Origin of the sequence: Burkholderia sp. BCC0044, from assembly GCF_902832955.1 — a bacterium.
GTDB lineage: Bacteria > Pseudomonadota > Gammaproteobacteria > Burkholderiales > Burkholderiaceae > Burkholderia.
On record NZ_CADFDO010000004.1, the window covers coordinates 784,718 to 804,124 of the forward strand.

24 protein-coding genes are annotated in these 19,407 nt (G+C 70.0%); 7 read left to right on the forward strand and 17 right to left on the reverse strand.

Going from position 1 to position 19,407, the window contains the following annotated elements:
- Positions 1 to 301: 301 nt before the first annotated feature.
- The 4 genes from HWX14_RS26240 to HWX14_RS26255 form a co-directional block, all read right to left on the reverse strand.
- Positions 302 to 631 carry a DUF1488 domain-containing protein gene (locus tag HWX14_RS26240; RefSeq protein WP_175885248.1) on the reverse strand — a complete coding sequence of 110 codons (330 nt, stop codon included), beginning with the start codon at positions 629 to 631 and terminating at the stop codon, positions 302 to 304.
- Positions 632 to 635: 4 nt separating this feature from the next.
- Entirely contained in the window at positions 636 to 1,184 is a 549-nt protein-coding gene (locus tag HWX14_RS26245; protein ID WP_175885249.1) for a type 1 glutamine amidotransferase domain-containing protein, read from the reverse strand.
- Between the two features lie 276 nt (positions 1,185 to 1,460).
- Entirely contained in the window at positions 1,461 to 1,826 is a 366-nt protein-coding gene (locus tag HWX14_RS26250) for a DUF3022 domain-containing protein (protein ID WP_175885250.1), read from the reverse strand.
- Positions 1,827 to 1,911: 85 nt separating this feature from the next.
- On the reverse strand, positions 1,912 to 2,361 hold the full coding sequence (locus tag HWX14_RS26255) for a hypothetical protein (RefSeq protein ID WP_175885251.1): 450 nt from the start codon (positions 2,359 to 2,361) through the stop codon (positions 1,912 to 1,914).
- A 158-nt stretch (positions 2,362 to 2,519) separates the two neighbouring features.
- On the opposite strand from HWX14_RS26255, the gene HWX14_RS26260 reads away from it, so the two are divergent.
- Together HWX14_RS26260 and HWX14_RS26265 are read left to right on the forward strand one after the other, a co-directional pair.
- Entirely contained in the window at positions 2,520 to 2,882 is a 363-nt protein-coding gene (locus HWX14_RS26260) for a DUF3175 domain-containing protein (protein WP_175885252.1), read from the forward strand.
- A 42-nt stretch (positions 2,883 to 2,924) separates the two neighbouring features.
- Positions 2,925 to 4,247, forward strand: coding sequence for a cation:proton antiporter (locus tag HWX14_RS26265; protein WP_175885253.1), 1,323 nt, complete (start codon positions 2,925 to 2,927; stop codon positions 4,245 to 4,247).
- A 4-nt stretch (positions 4,248 to 4,251) separates the two neighbouring features.
- On the opposite strand, the gene ligD is transcribed toward HWX14_RS26265, so the two are convergent.
- From ligD to HWX14_RS26325, 12 genes are all read right to left on the reverse strand, one after another.
- Entirely contained in the window at positions 4,252 to 7,059 is a 2,808-nt protein-coding gene (ligD, locus tag HWX14_RS26270) for a DNA ligase D (protein WP_175885254.1), read from the reverse strand.
- Positions 7,060 to 7,110: 51 nt separating this feature from the next.
- On the reverse strand, positions 7,111 to 8,133 hold the full coding sequence (locus tag HWX14_RS26275) for a Ku protein (protein ID WP_175885255.1): 1,023 nt from the start codon (positions 8,131 to 8,133) through the stop codon (positions 7,111 to 7,113).
- Between the two features lie 72 nt (positions 8,134 to 8,205).
- On the reverse strand, positions 8,206 to 10,311 hold the full coding sequence (gene katE, locus HWX14_RS26280; RefSeq protein ID WP_175885256.1) for a catalase HPII: 2,106 nt from the start codon (positions 10,309 to 10,311) through the stop codon (positions 8,206 to 8,208).
- 130 nt (positions 10,312 to 10,441) lie between these two features.
- Positions 10,442 to 10,828, reverse strand: a complete 387-nt coding sequence (locus tag HWX14_RS26285) for a DUF3022 domain-containing protein (protein WP_175885257.1) — start codon at positions 10,826 to 10,828, stop codon at positions 10,442 to 10,444.
- Entirely contained in the window at positions 10,825 to 10,986 is a 162-nt protein-coding gene (locus HWX14_RS26290) for a DUF1328 family protein (protein ID WP_006498332.1), read from the reverse strand. The genes HWX14_RS26285 and HWX14_RS26290 overlap by 4 nt, the downstream gene beginning before the upstream one ends.
- 46 nt (positions 10,987 to 11,032) lie before the next feature.
- A complete protein-coding gene (locus tag HWX14_RS26295) occupies positions 11,033 to 11,221 on the reverse strand; it encodes a DUF3008 family protein (RefSeq protein ID WP_006498333.1) in 189 nt (62 codons plus the stop codon).
- Between the two features lie 73 nt (positions 11,222 to 11,294).
- Entirely contained in the window at positions 11,295 to 12,728 is a 1,434-nt protein-coding gene (locus HWX14_RS26300) for an RNA polymerase factor sigma-54 (protein WP_175885258.1), read from the reverse strand.
- A 258-nt stretch (positions 12,729 to 12,986) separates the two neighbouring features.
- Positions 12,987 to 13,496 (reverse strand): ferritin-like domain-containing protein, encoded by a 510-nt coding sequence (locus HWX14_RS26305; protein ID WP_175885259.1) that lies wholly within the window; start codon positions 13,494 to 13,496, stop codon positions 12,987 to 12,989.
- 61 nt (positions 13,497 to 13,557) lie between these two features.
- Complete coding sequence (locus HWX14_RS26310) at positions 13,558 to 13,869, reverse strand: hypothetical protein (protein ID WP_175885260.1); 312 nt, start codon at positions 13,867 to 13,869, stop codon at positions 13,558 to 13,560.
- A 49-nt stretch (positions 13,870 to 13,918) separates the two neighbouring features.
- Positions 13,919 to 14,230: a hypothetical protein gene (locus HWX14_RS26315; protein WP_175885261.1), complete on the reverse strand. Its 312-nt coding sequence runs from the start codon at positions 14,228 to 14,230 to the stop codon at positions 13,919 to 13,921.
- On the reverse strand, positions 14,227 to 14,475 hold the full coding sequence (locus HWX14_RS26320; protein ID WP_175885262.1) for a hypothetical protein: 249 nt from the start codon (positions 14,473 to 14,475) through the stop codon (positions 14,227 to 14,229). The genes HWX14_RS26315 and HWX14_RS26320 overlap by 4 nt, the downstream gene beginning before the upstream one ends.
- A 194-nt stretch (positions 14,476 to 14,669) precedes the next feature.
- Positions 14,670 to 14,972, reverse strand: a complete 303-nt coding sequence (locus HWX14_RS26325) for a hypothetical protein (protein WP_126365284.1) — start codon at positions 14,970 to 14,972, stop codon at positions 14,670 to 14,672.
- Between the two features lie 170 nt (positions 14,973 to 15,142).
- Between HWX14_RS26325 and HWX14_RS26330 the strand changes: the two genes are divergently transcribed.
- From HWX14_RS26330 to HWX14_RS26340, 3 genes are all read left to right on the forward strand, one after another.
- Positions 15,143 to 15,397 (forward strand): hypothetical protein, encoded by a 255-nt coding sequence (locus HWX14_RS26330; protein ID WP_175885263.1) that lies wholly within the window; start codon positions 15,143 to 15,145, stop codon positions 15,395 to 15,397.
- Positions 15,398 to 15,485: 88 nt separating this feature from the next.
- Complete coding sequence (locus tag HWX14_RS26335; RefSeq protein WP_058903681.1) at positions 15,486 to 15,917, forward strand: CBS domain-containing protein; 432 nt, start codon at positions 15,486 to 15,488, stop codon at positions 15,915 to 15,917.
- Positions 15,918 to 16,008: 91 nt separating this feature from the next.
- Positions 16,009 to 16,491: a PRC-barrel domain-containing protein gene (locus HWX14_RS26340; RefSeq protein ID WP_175885264.1), complete on the forward strand. Its 483-nt coding sequence runs from the start codon at positions 16,009 to 16,011 to the stop codon at positions 16,489 to 16,491.
- 126 nt (positions 16,492 to 16,617) lie between these two features.
- Here HWX14_RS26340 and HWX14_RS26345 read toward each other — a convergent pair whose 3' ends face one another.
- Positions 16,618 to 17,097 (reverse strand): response regulator, encoded by a 480-nt coding sequence (locus HWX14_RS26345; protein WP_175885265.1) that lies wholly within the window; start codon positions 17,095 to 17,097, stop codon positions 16,618 to 16,620.
- A gap of 233 nt (positions 17,098 to 17,330) precedes the next feature.
- Between HWX14_RS26345 and HWX14_RS26350 the strand changes: the two genes are divergently transcribed.
- Together HWX14_RS26350 and HWX14_RS26355 are read left to right on the forward strand one after the other, a co-directional pair.
- Entirely contained in the window at positions 17,331 to 18,005 is a 675-nt protein-coding gene (locus HWX14_RS26350; RefSeq protein WP_175885266.1) for a UdgX family uracil-DNA binding protein, read from the forward strand.
- Positions 18,002 to 19,294: a divalent metal cation transporter gene (locus tag HWX14_RS26355; RefSeq protein ID WP_175885267.1), complete on the forward strand. Its 1,293-nt coding sequence runs from the start codon at positions 18,002 to 18,004 to the stop codon at positions 19,292 to 19,294. Before HWX14_RS26350 ends, HWX14_RS26355 begins: the two co-directional genes overlap by 4 nt.
- The last annotated feature ends 113 nt before the right edge of the window (positions 19,295 to 19,407 follow it).

A 19,407-nucleotide genomic window follows, 5' to 3' on the forward strand; every position in this document is an offset into this window, starting at 1 on the left:
CGATGCGACACCGGCGTCGCATCGGCGTGCGGCGCGAATCGTGCGCCGCAACCGTACGGACATGCAGGGACCATGCTAGGCGCTCGTCCGCGGCCGGTGACCGTGCGGCGCGCGCGCCGCGCGATGTGGCACCGAACGGGGTGCGCGAACCGCTGCAAAGTTTTCAACGGCATGTAATGGGCAACGACGGGGCAACGGCGGAGCAACGACGGGGTCACGACGAGGCAACGTCGGGCCCCAGATACGTCCGATGAAACGGGCCAGGAGCAGGCCGGAGACGCATGGCGAAACGGCGGCCCGCTCAGGGCTCCCGCGAGCGAAACAGCCCGGCCCGCGCCGCCCCGGCCGGCGCGCGGAAATACCCGCTATGCAGCACCACGTCGTGGTTGCCGCTCGCCAGCACGTCCGCGCACGCGGCTTCGATCCGCGCTCGGCCGCGCTCGAACGCGTCGCGCAAGTCGGCCTCCAGCGCGGAGCGCGCGCCGAAATGATCTTCCAGCGCCTCGACGGTGATCGCGCAGGCCTGCGGCGCACCGTCGACGTCGACGACGAAGCGCAACTGCAGCGCCGCGCCGTCGAACGTCGGCGGTTCGTCGGTCAGCGTCACGCGGCGTGGGGAATCGGCCGGCATCGTGTCATGCCCTCCGCGCCACGAGACGCTCGACCAGCGCGCCGTTGAACGCGGGCAGGTCGGCCGGCTTGCGGCTCGTGATCAGGTTGCCGTCGCGCACGACTTCCTCGTCGACCCACTTGCCGCCCGCGTGACGGATATCGTCCTGCAAGCTCGGCCAGCTCGTCATCGTCTTGCCCTCGACGAGCCCGGCCGACACGAGCAGCCAGCCGCCGTGGCAGATCGCCGCGATCGGCTTGCCGGCGCCGACGGCCGCCGTCACGAATTCGCGCGCGGCCGGCACCATCCGGATCGCGTCGCCGTTCACGACGCCGCCCGGCAGCACGACCGCGTCGTAGTCGCCTTCGCGCGCATCGTCGAACGTGCGGTCGACCTTCACGCGCTCGCCCTTGTCGACGTGCCGGAAACCCTGGATCTCGCCGGGTTTCTGCGAGATCACGTCCACCTGCGCGCCTTCGGCCGCGAGCGCGCGCTGCGGTTCGACGAGCTCGGCTTCCTCGAAGCCGTCGACCGCGAGAATGGCTATCTTGCAATGCTTCAGCCTGCCGCTCATGAATGCCTCCGTGGATGGGATAGGGGTTGGGAATAAGGCGGCACACGTCGTGCCGTGCCGGTCCCGCAGCAATCTCCGTTCCGGGCGCGCGGGCCGTTGCCCGCCGGCCTCGTCGTTCCGCGCGGATGTCGGGACAACGGGGAACGACCCGCGATCGCCGCCGGCCCGCTCGCGAACGGGCGGGATCGGCCGCTGCACGTCGCCGTGCCCGGCTGCAAAGATTTCAACGGGATGTAACGCGACGCCGTGGCAACGCCGTGCGTCGATCCGGCGCGATTACTGCAGATGACGCGCAGCGTCGAGCATCGCGTCGGTCAGCTCGACCGTCAGCGTCAGGTTCTCGTCGGTATCGGGCAATTGATCGAGCGTCTGCTGCACGGCGTCGTGCAGCATCGCGTGCACGCGCATCCGCGCGCCTTCGTCGAGATCCGCATAGCGTTCCATCGTCGAGCATTCGAGCGCGAGCACGACCGAATGCCGGGCCGCCTCGGGCGGCGCCTCGACGGGGTTCGCCCACGCCGCATGGAACATGACCCTGCCCGTTTCGACGTCGACGTGGACCGTCGTGTCGAGGCCGTCCACGTCGCTTGCGTCGCCGTCGAGCTCGTCGTTCTCCACAAAAATCCGGGAATTCGATTGCATGATGTCCTCCTGCGTGGCGGCGGCGCGCCCGTCCCGGGAAACCGCGCCGCCATCGCGCCGTGCCGGCCCCGCCGGCACGACACCGTCAATAACCGCTGGAACCGCCGCCCGTGCCGCCGGCGCCGCCGCCGCCCGTGCCGGTCGAGCCGGCCGAACCGCCATTGCCGGCGCCCGTACCGCCCGAGCCGCCGGCCCCGCCCGAACCGCCGCCGACCCCGCCGCCCGTGGCGCCGCTGCCGCCCTCGCCCGCGCCGTTCGGGCCGCCGCCCGGCTTCACGTGGCCGGCCGCCCCGCTGTGCGAACGCATCCCGTGCTTCGTGCCGTTACGCTGCGTGCGCGCCGGCGGAGGCGGCGCGGCCGTATTGCCGTTGGTGCCCTGCGTCGACATGTCCATCGACGGATTCGGCGCGCCGGTGCCTTCGTCCGAGCGCTGCGAGTTCTGCGCCCACGCGGCCGGCGCGGCCGCGACGATCGCGACAGCCGCGCAGGCCAGCACGCGCCGCGCGACAAACTTCGATTCGAATGCTGACTTCATGGCGTTTTCTCCCTGTGGAGGATGGCGTGATGGAAATTCCTGCTCCGCTCCTTCAGCAAGGCCCATGCCGCCGTCGGCCACGGTCGCGACGCGGCACGCGGTTTGCGTCCGTGGTCTTCGCACGACTGTCCTGTGACCCCATACGGAGCCCCTGCCTCATGCCTTCTGCTTCCGCTTCCGCTTCCCACTCGCACGGCAAGCGCCACACGCGCCGCCCGGGCCGCGCGCGCAGCGCCGACCCGGCCCACCGCAAGCGCTGGTCCGGCGAAGTCACGCAAAAGAGCGATGCGCTCGACATCGAGCCCGACATCTTCAAATCCGACGATCCGGCCGCGATCGCCGCGTCGCTGAAGCGCTCGGCCGAACACAGCCGCCGCCGCAAGGCGTCGCCGTTCCAGTCGGCGATGTCGATGCTGAACTTCTACGTGAACCGCGCGGGCCGCCATCTGCCGAAAACGCGCCGCGCGACGCTCGAACGCGCGAAGCGGAAACTGCGCGAAGCCTTCGGCCGCAAGCCCTGACGGCCGGCGCGCCGCCCTCTCCCTCCGCTGCGATTCCCACGCATGCATGAAACCCTCTGGTATCTGATCATCGGCGCGGTGCTGCTGGGCATGGGCGTCGTGACGTCCGCGCTGCGTCACCTGCCCTGCAGCTCCGCGATGATTTATCTGGTGCTCGGCGTCGCGCTCGGCCCGAGCGGCGCCGGCCTGCTGCATCTCGACCTCGAACGCGACGGGCAACTGCTGCGCGAGATCGTCGAAGTCGCGCTGCTGGTGTCGCTGTTCGCGATCGGGCTGCGGCTGCGCGTGCCGCTGTCCGACAAGCTGTGGCTCGTGCCGTGCCGGCTCGGGCTGCTCGCGATGATCGTCACCGTGCCGCTGCTCGCGGCGTGCGCGGTGCTCGCGCTGGGTCTCGGCTGGGGCCCCGCGCTGCTGCTCGCGGCGATCCTCGCGCCGACCGACCCGGTGCTCGCGCACGACGTGCAGGTGCACGACCCGGGCGATCGCGACCTGGTGCGCTTCGCGTTGTCCGGCGAAGGCGGGATGAACGACGGCATCGCGCTGCCGTTCGCGCTCGCGGGGCTCGCGCTGTGCGGCGCACCGGGCGCGACGCACGGCATCCCGCCGCTGTCCGGCACCTTCGCGCTCGTCGCGCTGTGGGGCATCCTGGGCGCGGCCGCAATCGGCGGCGGGCTCGGCTGGGTCACGACGAAGACGATCGGCTGGCTGCGCACGCGCCATGCACAGGCGCTCGGCCTCGAAGGCTTCTTCGCGCTCGCGCTGATCGTGCTGTCGTTCGGCGCCGCGCAGCTCGCGCACACGTTCGGCTTCATCGCGACGTTCGCGGCCGGCGTCGCGATGCGCCGCGTCGAGCATCGCGCGAGCGGCGACCGTCCGCCGCGCGAAGTGATCGGCCAGATCGATTCGGAAGACGTGGTCGCCACCGAGAAGCATCCGGACAAAGCGCATGCATTCATGGCCGAATCGGTGCTCGGCTTCACGATCGAGCTCGAACGGATCGCCGAAGCGATCGTGATGACGATGATCGGCAGCGTGCTGTCGACGCTGCCCGGCCCGCTGATCACGTGGGGCGCCGTCGGGCTCGCCGCCGTACTGTTCGTCGCCGTGCGTCCGCTCGCGGTGCTGGTCACGCTCGCCGGCTCGCGCGCGACGCATGCGCAGCGGCGGCTGATGGCGTGGTTCGGCATCCGCGGGATCGGCTCGTTCTACTACCTGCTGTTCGCGCTCGAGCATGGGCCGTCCGACGTCGTGCGCCCGCTCGCGGCGCCGGTGCTGGCCGTCGTGTCCGCGTCGGTGGTCGCACACGGGATCTCCGCGACGCCGCTGATGAACTGGTATTACCGGCTGCAGCAGCATCGGCGCTGACGGTTCACGCGTCGGCGCCGAGCCGCGCCCGCATCGCCGCGGTGATGCGCTGGCGCGCGTTCGCATAGCCTTCCCACGGGTCGCGCTTCAGCGTGTCCAGCCGTTCGTGCAGCGTGTCGATCGTCCATTGCGCGCCGCCCGTCGTGTCGGGCACCTCGTCCCAGTCGAGCGGCACCGACACGCCCATGCCGGGCCGCGCGCGCACCGAATACGCGGCGATTGTGCTCGCGCCGCGCCCGTTGCGCAGGTAGTCGACGAAGATCTTGCCGCGCCGGTGGCGCGGCCCCATCGTCGCGGTGAAACGGTCGGGCAGCGTGCCGGCGACGTGCTGCGCGACCGCGCGCGAGAAGTCCTTCACGTCGTCCCAGCCCGCATGCCGCGTGAGCGGCACGACGACGTGCAGCCCTTTGCCGCCGCTCGTCTTGCAGAACGACACGAGCCCGAGTTCGTCGAGCAGCCCGCGCACGAGTTGCGCGGCATCGATCATCGTGCGCCACGGCAGCGCCGGATCGGGATCGAGGTCGAACACGATGCGGTCGGGCCGCTCGATGTTCGACGCATGCGCATTCCACGTGTGCAGTTCGACCGTGCCCATCTGCGCGGCGCCGAGCAGCGCGTCGACGCTGTCGATCGACAGCAGCGGCCCGTGGCCCGGGTCGAGCCCTTCGTGCTGCGTGACGAACGGAATCTCGCGGCGCTCCGCGTGCTTCTGGAAGAACAGCTCGCCGGCGATGTCGCCGGGGGCGCGCACGAGCGACACGGGCCGGCCTTTCAGGTCGGGCAGCAGCCACGGCGCGACCCATTGCCAGTACCGCGCGAGGTCGAGCTTGCGCGTGCCGCTTTGCGGGTCGAGCACGCGCTCGGGATGCGTGATGCGCACGCGGCCCGGCGTGTCGGGGCCGGACGCGTCGCCTTCGGCGCGGGCGGCCGCACGAGAACGTGACGGGCGCTTGCGATCGGCGGTTTCGTGGGCGGCATGCGATGCGCGCTTGCGTTTGTCGTCGTGCGAGGTCTGGCGTTGATCCATCGTCACCTCCGTTTCCGTGTGTTTGGGCATCTCGCGGACGATCTGCTCGGCCGGCTTGTCCTCGCGCAGCGCGATGAACGCGGCCTGCCGCACGATCCCGTCGCCGGTCCACTCCGCGAATTCGCATTCGGCGACGAGCGTCGGCTCGACCCAGTGCACGCGCGTGCGCGTGCGTTCGCGCGGCGGCGCGTCGAACGGCATCGTGTCGCGCTCGTGCTTATGCAGGATCGCGGCGAGACGGTCGAGCATCCGCGCGTCGAAGCCGGTGCCGACGCGGCCGACGTAGCGCAGCGGGCCGGGCCCGCGCCGCCGCTTGCCGGCCGGCGCCGGTTCGTGCACGCCGAGCAGCAGCGCGCCGAAGCCGTGCCGGCTGCCCGACGGCTCCGTAAATCCGCCGATCACGAACTCCTGCCGACGCCGGCATTTGAGCTTGATCCACGCGGGCGAACGGCCGGCGCGATAGCGCGAGTCCGCACGCTTGCCGATCAGCCCTTCGAGGCCGGTGTCGCACGCGCTCGCGATCAGCGACGCGACGTCCTCGCCGAGATCGGGCGAAAAGCGCACGCGCGCCGGGTCGCTGTCCGCGAGCAGCGGTTCGAGCAGCGCGCGACGCGCGGTGAGCGGCGCGTCGCGCAAGTCGTATCCGTCCAGATAAGGCAGATCGAACACGAAGAAAGTGACCGTGTCCGAGCGGTCCGTGCCGAACGCGTTCTGCAATGCCTGGAAATCGGGCAGGCCGTTTTCGCCGAGCACGACGGCCTCGCCGTCGAGCCATGCGTCGTCGTCGACGTCGAGCGTAGCAAGCGCGTCGCGCTGCGCGCGCAGCTTCGCGGTCCAGTCGCGGCCTTCGCGCGTCATCAGCGTGACGCGCCGGCGTGCGCCCTTGCCGGAAATACGCGCCAGGATCCGGTACCCGTCGAACTTCAGTTCGTAGCACCAGCCGCCCTGGGTCGGCGGTGCGTCGACCAGCGTCGCGAGTTGCGGCGCGACGCGCTCGGGCAGCGGCGCGCGCACCGCGCCTTCGACTTGCGACGGGTCGGTGGGGCGCTGGGTTGCGTGGCTTGCGCGGTTTTTGTGGCTTTCGTGTCGTGCGTCACGTACATCGTCATCCGCGTCGGTGGACGGGCCGCGTCGCGTCGCGCGCTTGCGCTGGCGCGCCGCGCCATTGGACGCACCGTCGTGCACGCTTCCCGGCCGTTCGCCGACGACGTCGAATTCATCGGCGCTGCGCGCATCGTCGTCGCGCTCCTTGATCAGCAGCCACTGCTCCTGACGCCCTTCCTGCCGCCCGCTGCGCACGAGCGCCCAGCCGCCGTGCAGTTTCTCGCCGTCGAGCCGGAACGTCAGCTTGCCCGCCCGATAGCCTTCGCGTGCCTGCGCCACGCCGCCGTCGGGCGTCCACGTGCCTTCGTCCCACACGACGACCGACCCCGCACCGTAATGCCCGGCCGGAATCTCGCCTTCGAACGCCGCGTATTCGAGCGGATGGTCCTCGACGTGCACCGCGAGCCGCTTCACCTGCGGATCGAAGCTCGGCCCCTTCGGCACGGCCCACGACTTCAGCGTGCCGTCGAGTTCGAGCCGGAAGTCGTAGTGCAGCCGGCGCGCGTGGTGCTCCTGGATCACGAAGCGCAGCGGATGGCGCTCGCGCGCGGCGGGCTTCGCGTTCGGTTTCGTGTCCGTTTTCGTATCCGCCTTCGCGCGACGCTTCCCGTGCGCGCCTTCGGGCTCGGGCGTCGCGCCGAAATGGCGCTTGCGGCGATACGGATCGAGCTTGCCGGCCATCGCGTCACCTCGTCGGAACCGGAATCGAAATCGGAGTCGGCGTGATCGGCATCACGCCGCGTGCTTGCGGCGTGCGGCGGTCTTCTTCGCCGCCGCGCCGCTCGCCGCACTGCGTTTCGCGGTAGTCCGCTTCGCCGCGGTTTTCGTCGCCGCGCCTTTCGATGCGGATTTCGCGGCCGGCTTGCGGCGCGCGCCGCCACGCGACGACGATGACGAGGACGACGCCTCGTCCTCTCCTCCGTCACGCTCTTCACGCAGATCCGCCGCGCGCGCACCAGCGCCGCCCTTCAGGCTGCGCTTCAGCAGCTCGGTGAGATCGACCACGTTGCTCGCCGCGCGCCCCGTCTGCGCGGGCCGATCCTCGATCTCCTCGACCTTGCCCGCGCGCACCTTGCGCTCGACCAGTTCGAGGATGTCGTCGCGAAACGTGTCGTGATATTCGTCGGGCGTCCACGTGCCGGACATGTCGTCGATCAGCTTCTTCGCCATCCCGAGTTCGCGCGCGCTGACGCCCGCGCCCTTCGCGTCGTCGGCCGGCACCGACAGTTCGTCGAGCGGCCGCAGCTCCTCCTGCCAGCGCAGCGTATCGAGCGCGAGGATCGGCCCGACCGGGATCAGCGCGCCCAGGTGCTGGCGGTCGCGCATCACCACCAGCGCGATGCCGATCTTGCCGCTGTCCTTCAGCGCGTCGCGCAGGAGCGCATAGACCTTCTCGCCCTTGCGGTCCGGCACCAGGTAGTACGGCGTGTCGAGATAGAGAAACGACACGGCGTCCGCGTCGACGAAGGTCAGGATGTCGACGGTCTGCGTCGACTCCGGATTCGCCGCGCGGATTTCGTCGTCGGTGAGCACGACGTAGCGCTCCTTCTCGTACTCGTAGCCGCGCACGATGTCCTCGCGCGTGACCTCCTTGCCGGTGCGCTTGTTGATCTGCCGATAGCCGATCGGGTCCATCGAGCGCTTGTCGAGCATCCGGAACGACGGCTTCACGGTGCGCGTCGCCGGGAACAGCTGCACGGGCACGTGCACGAGCCCGAAGCTGATCGCGCCTTTCCATATCATCCGCGGTGCCATGCGTGTTCCTCCTTGCCGGATGCGCGCCCGCCCGCGGGCAGGCGCGCCGTTCGGCGCGAGCCGTTGCAGGCCCTATGCCGGCAACTCCGCCGCCTGCTGTTCGCGCGCCCACACGCGATGCTGGCCGAGGTGATCCGACAACGTGTTCAGTACCTGGTCGAGATCGACGGCCTGCCCGACGCACACGCCTTCGGCCGGATCGGGCAGATGCGCGGCGCTGAGCAGTTGCCGCCCCGATCCGACCGCCGCGATCGGTTTCAAATGCTTGAACGCCTCGCGCACGAAATGGCGCGCATCGGCGCTGTGCGCGAGATCGCGGCCATCGCCGTCGCCACCGCACACGAACACCGCGTCGAACATCACCGACGGCATGCCGATGAGCGTCGCCTCCGGCACGATGCCGCCGATCGGCGCGAGCGTCGGCGCGACGATCGTCGGCACCGCGTGCGCGGCCTGCAGCGCGTCGCGCACCTGCTCGACCAGCACCTGATTCACGCCGGGCGTCGCGATCAGCGCGATCTTGCGCGAGCGGATGCCGGGCTTCGAGCGGCCGATCAGGCTCAGCGCGGGCGAGGGTTGCGCGACGGCCGGCGTCGCGGCCGCCTGCGGCGCGGGCAACCCGAGCCGTTCGGCGACCTGCGCGGCCAGCCCCGCGTCGAAGCGCGCGATGATCTCGTTGACCACCCGCTCGCGAATGTGCGGCTGCGTCACCTTGCCGAGCTCGAAGCAGTACGCGTCGCGAATATGCCGCTGTTCGATGTCCGTCATGCTCTGGTAGAACAGCGCGGCCTGCGAGAAATGGTCGGCGAACGATTCGCTGCGTACGCGCACCTTGTGGCCTTCGAGCGGCTCGGGCACGGTCTCGAACCCGCCGCCGGCGGGCGCGGGCGGCGTCTCGCGCGGCCAGCCGCCGCTCGTCGAATTCGGCTCGTACGACGCCTGCCCGACGTTGATCGTCTGCCGATGCATCGCGTCGCGCTGGTTGTTCGCGAACGGGCACACCGGCCGGTTGATCGGAAGCTCGTGGAAATTCGGGCCGCCGAGCCGGCTCAGCTGCGTGTCGGTGTACGAGAACAACCGCCCCTGCAGCAGCGGGTCGTTCGTGAAATCGATGCCCGGCACCACGTGGCCCGGGTGAAACGCGACCTGCTCGGTTTCCGCGAAGAAGTTGTCGGGGTTGCGGTTCAGCGTCATCCGGCCGATCGGCCGCACCGGCACCAATTCTTCCGGCACGAGCTTGGTCGGGTCCAGCAGGTCGAAGTCGAATTGATCCGCGTCGGCCGGATCGATCATCTGCACGCCGAGTTCGAACTCCGGATAGTCGCCGCGCTCGATCGCCGTCCACAGGTCGCGCCGGTTGAAATCCGGATCGTGGCCGCCGATCCGCTGCGCCTCGTCCCACAGCAGCGAATACGCGCCGCTCACGGGCCGCCAGTGGAACTTCACGAAACGCTCGACGCCGGCCGCGTTCACGAAGCGGAACGTGTGCACGCCGAAGCCGTCCATCGCGCGATAGCTGGCCGGCAGCGCGCGGTCCGACATCAGCCACAGCACCATGTGCGTGGTTTCCGGCACCAGCGACACGAAATCCCAAAAGGTGTCGTGCGCGGATGCGCCGGTCGGCATCTCGTTCGGCGCCTCGGGCTTCACCGCATGCACGAAGTCGGGAAACTTGATCGCGTCCTGGATGAAGAACACCGGCATGTTGTTGCCGACGAGGTCGTAGTTGCCTTCCTCGGTATAGAACTTCACCGCGAAGCCGCGCACGTCGCGCACGGTGTCGGACGAGCCGCGCGGCCCCTGCACCGTCGAGAAACGCACGTACACCGGCGTTTCGGCGGCCGGGTCCTGCAGGAACGCGGCCTTCGTGTAGTCGGCCATCGGCTCGTACACGCGGAACACGCCGTGCGCGCCCGAACCGCGCGCATGCACCACCCGCTCCGGAATGCGCTCGTGATCGAAATGCGTGATCTTCTCGCGCATGATGAAATCTTCGAGCAGCGATGGGCCGCGCGCGCCGCCGCGCAGCGTGTTCTGGTTGTCGGCGATCCGCACGCCCTGGTTGGTGCGCAGCGCCTCGCCGTCGGGCCGCGCACGGTTCGCCTCGAGCTGGCGCGATTTCTCGCTGTCGGGTGGTTGCGTCGGCGGCGTCTTGCCGGCGGATGGGGGAGTCGTCATCGTCAGGTGTCCTCGTGGCATTCGGTAGGAAGCCGCCGCCGCACGCGCCGGCATGCTGCGGCGCGCGCGTGCGGATGGCGGGAAGAGCCGGCCCGGCGCGCCGCGCGCGGCTGCCGGGCCGGCTGTGACGTCAGGGCGCGCGCAGCGCCGCGTCGAAGACGACGGGCGTCACGTCGACCGTCACGTTGCACTCGATCGCGGCATCCTCGACGCGCGGCTTGTGCTCGTCCACCGCACGTCGCGCGCGGTCGCACAGCTGCGTGCGTACGCGCAGCCGGTCGGCCGTGTCGAGCATCGCGTAGCGTTCGACCACGTCCGCGTCGAAGCGCATGTCGACCGTGCAGCGCCATTCGCGCGCGTCCTCGTCGGACGGCACGCGCACCCACGACACGTGGATCGTCAGCCGCCCGGACGCGTCGTCCGCATGCACGACGACGGCCGACTGCGACGGAAAGCTGATCGCGAGCGCGTGCTCGAGTTCGGCGACGCGCTGCGACCGGTCGGGCGTCACCGTCATCGGCGCACGACGCCCAGCAGCAACGTGACCAGGAAGATCACGACGAAGATGTAGAACAGGATCTTCGCGATCTCGGCCGCACCGGCCGCGATGCCGCCGAAGCCGAACACGGCCGCGATGATCGCGATGACGAAGAAGATGATGGCGTATCGAAGCATGGAACCCTCCTGGATGACAGCAGTCGTCACTAAACGTCGGCGCCGGTCACGCATCGTGCTTGTGTTTCGGTTTGCCGTGCGTCGGCGTGGAAGCCATTTTCTCGAGCTCTTTCTCGCTCATCGATTTGGCCATCGATTTCGACGGCGGTTTGAGATCCTTCATTTTCGTGTCGCCGCGCTTGGCCGACAGCGCGGCCCCTGCGGCACGCTGCTGGGCCTGGGATTTGGCTGGCATGGTTGCGCTCCTCTCGTTGGCGCGCGAGCCGACGCGAACGCGCGGCACGCGCGGGGTTGGAACAATGGGGCCATCACGCGGCGTCGCGGCGCCGCAGGTCGGCCGGCGGAATCTTCATCGCCTGGCGATACTTCGTCACCGTGCGACGCGCAAGAAGGATGCCGCGGCCCGCGAGGTTCTCCGCGAGCGCGACGTCGGACAGCGGATCGGTATGCCGCTCGGCCGCGATCATGTCGCGGATCAGCACCTTCGCGGCCGACGCCGAGCACACGCCCTTGCCGGCGGCCTCGAGCTTGCGCGGGAAGAAGTGCTTGAACTCGAACGTACCGTGCGGCGTGGCCATGTACTTGTTGCCGGTCGCGCGCGACACGGTCGATTCGTGCAGGTCGAGCTCTTCCGCGATGTCGCGCAGCACCAGCGGCTTCATCGCGATCTCGCCGTAGCGGAAGAAATCGCGCTGCCGCGCGACGATGCATTCGCCCACGCGCTGAATCGTGTCGAAGCGCTTCTGCACGTTGCGGATCAGCCAGCGCGCTTCCTGCAGTTGCTGGCCGAGCGGCGAATCGCGCTCGCCGCTCGACTGCGCGAACAGCGTCGCGTAGCGCTCGTGCAGGCGGGCGCGCGGCAGCACGGCCGGATTGATCGTGACGATCCATTCGTCGCGCACCTGGCGCACGATCACGTCGGGCACCACGTAGTCGCCGCGCGTGCTGCCGTAGTGATTGCCGGGGCGCGGATCGAGCCCGCGCACCAGCGCGCAGGCCGCTTGCAAGGTCTGCTGGTTGCAGCCGACGCGCCGCTGGATCTCGGCCGTCTCGCGGCGCGCAAGGCGCTCCAGATGCTCGCGCGCGATCGCCTTTGCTTCCGCGAGCGCCGGCGTGCCGGCCGGAATCGCGTCGAGTTGCAGCACCAGGCATTCGGACAACGAGCGGGCCGCGATGCCCGGCCGGTCGAGCATCTGCACGAGCCGCAGCGCGACCGACAGATCCTGCTCCGACAGCAGCAAGGCCGGATCGGCGGCGACCAGGAGTTCAGCCAGCTCTTGACGCAGATAGCCGTCGTCGTCCAGCGCATCGATCACGAGGCGCGCGGCCTCGCGGTCGCGCTTGTTGAGCGGATAGAGCCGCAGCGCATCGTGCAGTTGCTGATGCAGCGACGGCTCGGCGGCCATCCATTCGCCCGGCGACAAGCCGTCGGCATCGTCGCCCTGGCGGCTCGTGCCGCGCGGCGCGGGCGCGGCGGTAAACGGCACCTCGCCGTCCGGCGGGCGGATTTCGTCGCGCTCGGGCGTCGCGTCGGGCGCGGCCGCTTCGGTCGGCTGCTCGGGGGTCCCGGCAGCGGTTTCGTCGTCGCCCTGGCCGTCTTCCAGAAACGGGTTCATGTCGAGCGCCTGGCGCAATTCCTGTTGAAACTCGAGCGAGGACAACTGCAGCAGCCGCAGCGACTGTTGAAGCCTCGGCGTAAGTGCAAGATGCTGTCGCATCTGCAGCGCAAGCGAGACGGGCATCGAAAGCCTCCTGACGTTTGATTCGCGGGTTCGCGGTATGTGTTCTACCGGACGTCATGCAGCTTCCATGCCAGTCTCGCGAAGCGCGCTGCGGCGCGGTTCTCGCGGGTTCGTACCCCCTCTCGCCGCGCGCGGGGGCCGCTTTTTTACAAGCCGGGGGCAAGTTAGGGGGCACATATTTCGCTCACGGAAACGGCCCGCGCCGGAAGCGGCCCGATGGCCGCGCCGTCAGCCGCCATTCGCCGCCATCACCCGCCGTCAGCGCTTCGCGTCGATGCGATCGACCGCCGAACGATCGAGAAACGCCGTCGTCAGTTCGGGCAGATGGCGCAGCAGCCACGCGGCCATGTCGCGCTCCTGTTGCAGAATCCCCTCGCAGCACGCGCGAATTTCCGCTTCGCCCGCCGCGTGCGCCGCCGCGACGAGCACGGTGTACGCGGCGATCTCCAATTGCGTGAACGCATAAGCGGCCAGCGCCGTCTTCACGACTTCGTCATCCGCGAGCATGCCGCTCGCGACCTCGCCGTACGCGGCGATGCGCGCGGCGAGATCGCGGGTCGCCGACGGCGACGTGCCGAGCCGCATCAGGCACGCTTCGACGAGCGCCTGCTGGCCGAGCGTCGCATCGAGATGCAGCCGAAGCCGGTCCTGCAATTGCGGATAGTGGCCGACCCGCTTCATCTGCGCGTCGATCATCGTCTCGGCCTGACGCTCCATCGCGTACGCATCGCGCAGCCAGTCCTCCAGGTGCTCGTGCTGATTCGCCATCGCGTTCCTCCGTCCGCAGCGCGGTGCGGCATGCGGTGATGCGTCGCCGCGACGCGTCGTGTCAGTACTGCATCGGCGGCGGCGTGCCCGGCAGCGGCTGGTCGCCCTGCGCGCCGTTCGGGCCGGGCGCCGGCACGTCGGGCGGCACTTCGACGGTCGTGCTCTGCGGCATCGTATTGCCCGGCGACGGACGCGTGTCGTAGCGCGTGTTCGCGTCCGGCATCGTCGTGGTCGACTGCGCGCCGCGGCCGTCGGGCGGCGCGGGCGGCGCCCCGCGTGCGCCGTACGTGCCGTTGGGTTGCGTGCACGCGCCCAGCGCGCACGCGGCGGCGAGCGCACAGGCGCCCACGCGGATGGTCTGGATCGTGTTCATCGAATCCTCCCTGGAATCGACGGCTCCGGGCTGGCCGTGGCGGCACGGCTCAGAGCCGGTTGAAGTGGAAATCGCCCGCATACGCGGTCGGGGCGCGGCGCGCCATCATCGTGTCGAACTCGGCCGCGACGCGCGTGAGCGAGCCGCGTTGCCGGTCGACGTCGGCCTGTTCGAGCGCGGCGAACGCGCCGGCGTCGAACGTCACCGTCAACGACGCCGGATGGCCGTCGACGCGAAAGCCGATATGCAACGCGCCGGCCGGGTGCTCCTCGACGTGGAACGGGATCGCGCGCGCCTCGAAATGGCGGCCGAGCGTCTCGGCGATGTCGCGCAGCATGCCGGGTTTCACGCGAATGCTCATCGCAGGGCCTCCGCTCGCGTTCGCAGCGCGGCCCCCACCGGCAGCGCCCGCACGGGCGGCTCGCGCGACGGCGGCTCGCGTTCGGGCGGCGCATGGCCGGGCGGGTCGCCCTCCGGTTCCCGGTACGGTTCGGGCAGGTCCGGCGGCAGGTCGTCGGGATCGGGCGGCTCGGGGTCCGGCTCGATGTCGGGGAACGGCGGTTCGGGCCGTTGCAGCCACTGCGCGGGTTCGTGTGTCATCGGCATTCCATCGTTGCGGGGTGCGGGTCGCAATCGGCGCGACGGCCGCGTACCGAAGGTTCGCAAGCCGCGTGCCGTCCGTTCGGGTCGCCGCACGCGGGGGTCCTGCGGGGATCGATGCCGAGGCGCGCGATCCGGCGCGAAGCGCCATGCCTTCGCTACACCGCTCGCTGCAAATCTTGCAACTTGCAAGCGCGGCGCTACGCGTCGTACGCGGCCATCACGAGCCACAGCTCGCGGCCGTCGTCGCGCACGCGCGCAGCGAGCGCATACGGATCCGACGGCTCGCACGCGCGCTGCAGCGCAAAACGCGCCGGTTCGGTCGCGCCGAACGTCTCGTCGCCGAGCCGCCGCACGTCGGCCTTGCCTTCGAACATCCGGCGCTCGGGCCGGTAGATCAGCGGTTCGTGCTTCCACGTATCGAAATGGCTTTTCACGGAATCGAATCCGCCGCCGCATACATTGATCTCGTATCGCACCCCTGGTCGTCGTTTCGGAATCATCGTCGTGCCTCCCGCTCGATGTGCGCGCAGCAGACACCCTGTTGCGCTGTGTCGTCATGGTCGCCGTCGTGGTCGTCGCCGATGCAGCGGCAAGTCGCGTGCCGTGCGTGTGGAGCGGGAACGCCGGTTGCGCCACAGGCGGCTCCTCGCCACCCATACGGAGCACCGCCATGAAGGATTCGACCCGGCACGGCCACGACGCACCGGCGCACGAGCGGCAGCCCGACCCGCAACCGCCGCTGAAGGACCAGGACCGCACGCGCACGCGCCATTCGGAACGTCATATCGACAAGCAGCTCGAGGACACGTTTCCGGCGAGCGACCCGCCCGCGACCGGCGGCGTCACGCGCATCGAGCCCGACACGCCGCCCGGCACGCACGACGACGGGCCGTGGGACGACAAGCGCAAACGCGACGACGAGTGACGAGGCGCACCGCGCGCACGGCATGCGGCTTGCTGGATCGCAGTAGCCGCATCGGCACATTGCTTCACCCACCCGCAAGGAGAACTTCATGCATCGCGTCAACGAAATCATGTCGCAGGACGTCGTGCGGATCGCACCGACCGACTCGATCCGTCACGCCGCCCAACTGATGGAGCGCTACGACATCGGCGCGCTGCCCGTGTGCGACAACAACCGGCTGATCGGGATGGTGACGGACCGCGATCTCGCGGTGCGCGCGATTTCGGCCGGCAAGCCGCCGGAGACGCGGATCCACGAGGTCGCATCCGGCCCGATCGAATGGTGCTTCGACGACGATTCGCTGGACGAGATCCAGCACTACATGGCCGACGCGCAACTGCGTCGGCTGCCCGTCGTCGATCACGACAAGCGACTGGTCGGCATGCTGTCGCTCGCCGACATCGCGACGCGCACGGCCAGCCCCGAGCGCGACGACGTGGCGAACACGCTCGAAGGCGTGTCGCAACCGAAGCAGACGTGACGGAGCGATTCCCGCTTCGCCTCGACAACCCCGCGCGACCCTCAGGGCCCGCCCCGGGCACGGTCGCGCCCCACGCAGCCTGGAGGAAACCATGCAGACTTCCGATCAAGGTCGGACCCGCATCATCGGCAAGGGCGCCGCGACGGCGGCCGGCCCCGGCCCCGACGTGATGGCAGCCGATACGCTGGAAGGAGACAAGGTCTATACGACCGACGGCGACGACGTCGGCAAGATCAAGGACATCATGCTCGACGTGCGCTCCGGCCGCATCGCGTATGCGGTGCTGTCGAGCGGCGGCATCCTCGGCATCGGCGACAAGCTGCACGCGATTCCGTGGAGCGCGCTGACGCTCGACACCGAACGCAAGTGCTTCCTGCTGTCGGTATCGTCCGAGCGGATTCGCAACGCACCGGGGTTCGACAAGGACCACTGGCCGGCAATGGCCGACCCGCAATGGGCCGAGCCGCTGCACGAGTTCTACGGCAGCACCCCGTACTGGAGTGCCGGCGACGAGCTCGGGCTGACCGACCCGACCGAGGACCTCGACGACCCGCGTACGGGCGGCCGCCACTGACCGCGCGGTGACGTGACGCAGCGCCGCTTCGGCGGCGCATCCGTTCGACACGCCCCGCCCGCGCGGGGCGTTTTTTTGTCCGCGCGTCGCGGCGCGGGCGTCGCGTCCGACGCGCCGCCAGCCTTTTTACAAGGGTCGTGTAACGTCCTCGTCGGGCGTCACCGCGCCGCCGCTCGCCGATTCGAGGTAGCCCAGCAGCCGGTGCGGCGTCAGCGGCTTCGTGCAGTGCGCGTCGAAGCCGGCCTCCTTCGCCCGTTCGCAATCGCGCCGCGAGACGAGCCCGCTGCACGCGATGAGCAGCATGTCCGACGTTCGCGGATCGCCGCGCAGCCGCGCCGCGAGCTGCAGCCCGTCGAGGCCCGGCATCGCGATGTCGAGCACCACCGCGAACGGCTGCCAGTCGCGCGCGACGTCGCACACGGCGAACGGATCGTCGGCGACCCGGCACTCGAAGCCGCGCGCCTCCAGCAGCAGGCGCAGCGCATCCGCCGCATCGCGATAGTCGTCGACGACCAGCACGCGGCGCGGGCGGCGCGGCACGCTGTCGGGCGCGCGCCACAGCAGCACGTCGTCGGCGGCCGGATCGTCGCCGGGTTCGGGTTGCATCGTGCTTCTCCTGTCGTTGGACGGGTCTGCCACGCAAGGCGCGCGCCCATGCCGACTGCATGCGGCATGCCGGTTGCTGTCTCTTACGCATCGTCGACCCAGGAGTCTTTCATGCGCACGATGCGGCTTCGATCCTCCGGTTTGCTTCCCTCCGCGCGTGCGACCACACGAGCCCCGGCATGTTCCGCGCGCGTGCCGCGCGCCGCGCGTTCGGCCTGCACCGGAGAGGCCGCATGACCCGCAAAACGCCCGACCGCCCGGCACCGACGACGCCCCCGCCGACCGACGACGATGCGCCGGCCACGCTCGACGCGTGCCGCCGCTGCGCGCTGTGGGAACACGCGACGCAGCCGGTGCCGGGCGCGGGGCCCGTCGACGCACCGATCATGCTGGTCGGCGAACAGCCGGGCGACCAGGAGGACCGTGCGGGCCTGCCGTTCGTCGGCGCGGCCGGCCGCATGCTCGACCGCGCGCTCGACGAAGCCGGGATCGAACGCTCGCACGTCTACGTGACGAACGCGGTCAAGCACTTCAAATGGGAACCGCGCGGCAAGCGGCGGCTGCACAAGACGCCCGCGCAGCGCGAAGTGGCGGCGTGCCATTACTGGCTCGAACGCGAGCTGGAAGCCGTGCAGCCGCGCGTGGTGGTCGCGCTCGGCGCGACGGCGCTGCGCGCGGTGCTGCAGGACAACGACGCGACGCTGGAGCGCACGCGCGCGCCGGTGCGCACCGACGACGGCCGGCTCGTCGTCGCGACCTATCACCCGTCATACGTGCTGCGCACGCGCGGCGCCGATTCCCGCGAACACGCGTACCGCACGCTGGTCGACGCGTTGCGCACCGCGTCGCGCCTCGCGCGCGAGCGACGCCACGGCGGCGGGCGTCCGTCGCACGGGGATGCCGGATGAGCGGACTCGACGAAGACGCGCGGCCGGCAGCCGACGCGCCGCTGGCCGCCGCGAAACCGTGGTATCGGCGGCTCGGCCCCGGGCTGCTCGCGGGCGCGTCGGACGCCGATCCGAGCAACGTCGCCGTCTATGCGCAGGCCGGCAGCCAGTTCGGTTTCAACATGCTGTGGATGATCGTCGTCACGCTGCCGATGATGGTCGCCGTGCAGCTCGCGGCGGCGTTCATCGGGCGCCGCAATCGCGAAGGGCTCGTGGCCGGCATCCGCGAGCACTATTCCGAGCGCATCGCGAAGACGCTGATCGCGATGGTCGTGATCGTCAACGTCGTGAACGTCGGCGCCGATCTCGCGGCGATGGGCGATGCGACGGCGCTCGTCGTCGGCGGCCGCAGCTACTGGTATGCGCCGCTCTACGGGATCGCGTCGCTCGCGTTGCAGGTGATGCTGTCGTACGAACGCTACGCGCGCTGGCTCAAATGGATGACGCTCGGCCTGATCGCGTACGTGCTCGAACTCGGCTTCGTGCACGTCGACTGGGGCGGCGTGCTGCATGCGATCGTGCTGCCTCGGATCGCGTTCACGCACGAATACGCGACCACCGCGGTCGCCGTGCTCGGCACGACGCTGAGCCCGTACCTGTTCGTGTGGCAGGCCGCGCTCGAAGTCGAGGAAACCACGGCCGAGCAGCAGAACGGCGAGCGCAACACGCGCCGCGAAACCGAACAGCGCGTCACGTTCGACACGTGGACCGGCATGATCGTGACCAACGCGGTGTCGTTCTGCATCATGGTGATCGGCGCGGCCGTGTTCTTCGCGCGCGGCCGGCACGACATCGGCAGCACCGCGCAGGCCGCCGAGGCGTTGCGGCCGATCGCCGGCGAAGCCGCGTTCCTGGTGTTCGCGTTCGGCATCGTCGGCTGCGGGCTGCTCGCGATTCCCGCGTTCGCGGGCAGCGCGGCCTACGGTTGCGCGGAAGCGTGGCGGTTCCGCGAAGGGCTGAACGAGCCGGTGCGGCGCGCGCCCGCGTTCTATACGGTGCTGGCGCTGTGCGTGATCGTCGGCATCGCGATCTGCTTCAGCCCGATCGACCCGATCCGCGCGTTGTACTGGAGCGCCGTGCTCAACGGCGTGGCGGCGGTGCCGATGCTCGTGCTCGTGATGCTGCTGTCGCAAAAGCGCGATGCGGCCGGCCAGCCCGGCAGCGGCCCGGTATCGAAGGCGTTCGGCTGGCTGGCGGTCGCGCTGATGGCGGCGTCGGTCGCGACGATGCTCGTCGATCTGCTGACGTGAGGAATCGAACCGGGCTGCCTAGATGGTTGCGTACGCAACCTGATGAACCGAAAAACGGGCGAACCGGAAAACGGGCGGCGCCGCCGCGCGCGACGCCGCCCGCTTGCGCGGGT

Excerpts from the sequence above, each read along its gene's own strand:
- HWX14_RS26310 (WP_175885260.1), bottom strand. The coding sequence starts at position 13,869 with ATGAACACGATCCAGACCATCCGCGTGGGCGCCTGTGCGCTCGCCGCC.
- katE (WP_175885256.1), bottom strand. The coding sequence starts at position 10,311 with ATGACGACTCCCCCATCCGCCGGCAAGACGCCGCCGACGCAACCACCC.
- HWX14_RS26240 (WP_175885248.1), bottom strand. The coding sequence starts at position 631 with ATGCCGGCCGATTCCCCACGCCGCGTGACGCTGACCGACGAACCGCCG.
- HWX14_RS26245 (WP_175885249.1), bottom strand. The coding sequence starts at position 1,184 with ATGAGCGGCAGGCTGAAGCATTGCAAGATAGCCATTCTCGCGGTCGAC.
- HWX14_RS26300 (WP_175885258.1), bottom strand. The coding sequence starts at position 12,728 with ATGCCCGTCTCGCTTGCGCTGCAGATGCGACAGCATCTTGCACTTACG.
- HWX14_RS26285 (WP_175885257.1), bottom strand. The coding sequence starts at position 10,828 with ATGACGGTGACGCCCGACCGGTCGCAGCGCGTCGCCGAACTCGAGCAC.
- HWX14_RS26335 (WP_058903681.1), top strand. The coding sequence starts at position 15,486 with ATGCATCGCGTCAACGAAATCATGTCGCAGGACGTCGTGCGGATCGCA.
- HWX14_RS26255 (WP_175885251.1), bottom strand. The coding sequence starts at position 2,361 with ATGAAGTCAGCATTCGAATCGAAGTTTGTCGCGCGGCGCGTGCTGGCC.
- HWX14_RS26305 (WP_175885259.1), bottom strand. The coding sequence starts at position 13,496 with ATGGCGAATCAGCACGAGCACCTGGAGGACTGGCTGCGCGATGCGTAC.
- HWX14_RS26275 (WP_175885255.1), bottom strand. The coding sequence starts at position 8,133 with ATGGCACCGCGGATGATATGGAAAGGCGCGATCAGCTTCGGGCTCGTG.
- HWX14_RS26290 (WP_006498332.1), bottom strand. The coding sequence starts at position 10,986 with ATGCTTCGATACGCCATCATCTTCTTCGTCATCGCGATCATCGCGGCC.
- HWX14_RS26325 (WP_126365284.1), bottom strand. The coding sequence starts at position 14,972 with ATGATTCCGAAACGACGACCAGGGGTGCGATACGAGATCAATGTATGC.
- HWX14_RS26330 (WP_175885263.1), top strand. The coding sequence starts at position 15,143 with ATGAAGGATTCGACCCGGCACGGCCACGACGCACCGGCGCACGAGCGG.
- HWX14_RS26295 (WP_006498333.1), bottom strand. The coding sequence starts at position 11,221 with ATGCCAGCCAAATCCCAGGCCCAGCAGCGTGCCGCAGGGGCCGCGCTG.
- HWX14_RS26340 (WP_175885264.1), top strand. The coding sequence starts at position 16,009 with ATGCAGACTTCCGATCAAGGTCGGACCCGCATCATCGGCAAGGGCGCC.
- HWX14_RS26320 (WP_175885262.1), bottom strand. The coding sequence starts at position 14,475 with ATGCCGATGACACACGAACCCGCGCAGTGGCTGCAACGGCCCGAACCG.
- HWX14_RS26260 (WP_175885252.1), top strand. The coding sequence starts at position 2,520 with ATGCCTTCTGCTTCCGCTTCCGCTTCCCACTCGCACGGCAAGCGCCAC.
- HWX14_RS26265 (WP_175885253.1), top strand. The coding sequence starts at position 2,925 with ATGCATGAAACCCTCTGGTATCTGATCATCGGCGCGGTGCTGCTGGGC.
- HWX14_RS26350 (WP_175885266.1), top strand. The coding sequence starts at position 17,331 with ATGACCCGCAAAACGCCCGACCGCCCGGCACCGACGACGCCCCCGCCG.
- HWX14_RS26345 (WP_175885265.1), bottom strand. The coding sequence starts at position 17,097 with ATGCAACCCGAACCCGGCGACGATCCGGCCGCCGACGACGTGCTGCTG.
- HWX14_RS26250 (WP_175885250.1), bottom strand. The coding sequence starts at position 1,826 with ATGCAATCGAATTCCCGGATTTTTGTGGAGAACGACGAGCTCGACGGC.
- ligD (WP_175885254.1), bottom strand. The coding sequence starts at position 7,059 with ATGGCCGGCAAGCTCGATCCGTATCGCCGCAAGCGCCATTTCGGCGCG.
- HWX14_RS26355 (WP_175885267.1), top strand. The coding sequence starts at position 18,002 with ATGAGCGGACTCGACGAAGACGCGCGGCCGGCAGCCGACGCGCCGCTG.
- HWX14_RS26315 (WP_175885261.1), bottom strand. The coding sequence starts at position 14,230 with ATGAGCATTCGCGTGAAACCCGGCATGCTGCGCGACATCGCCGAGACG.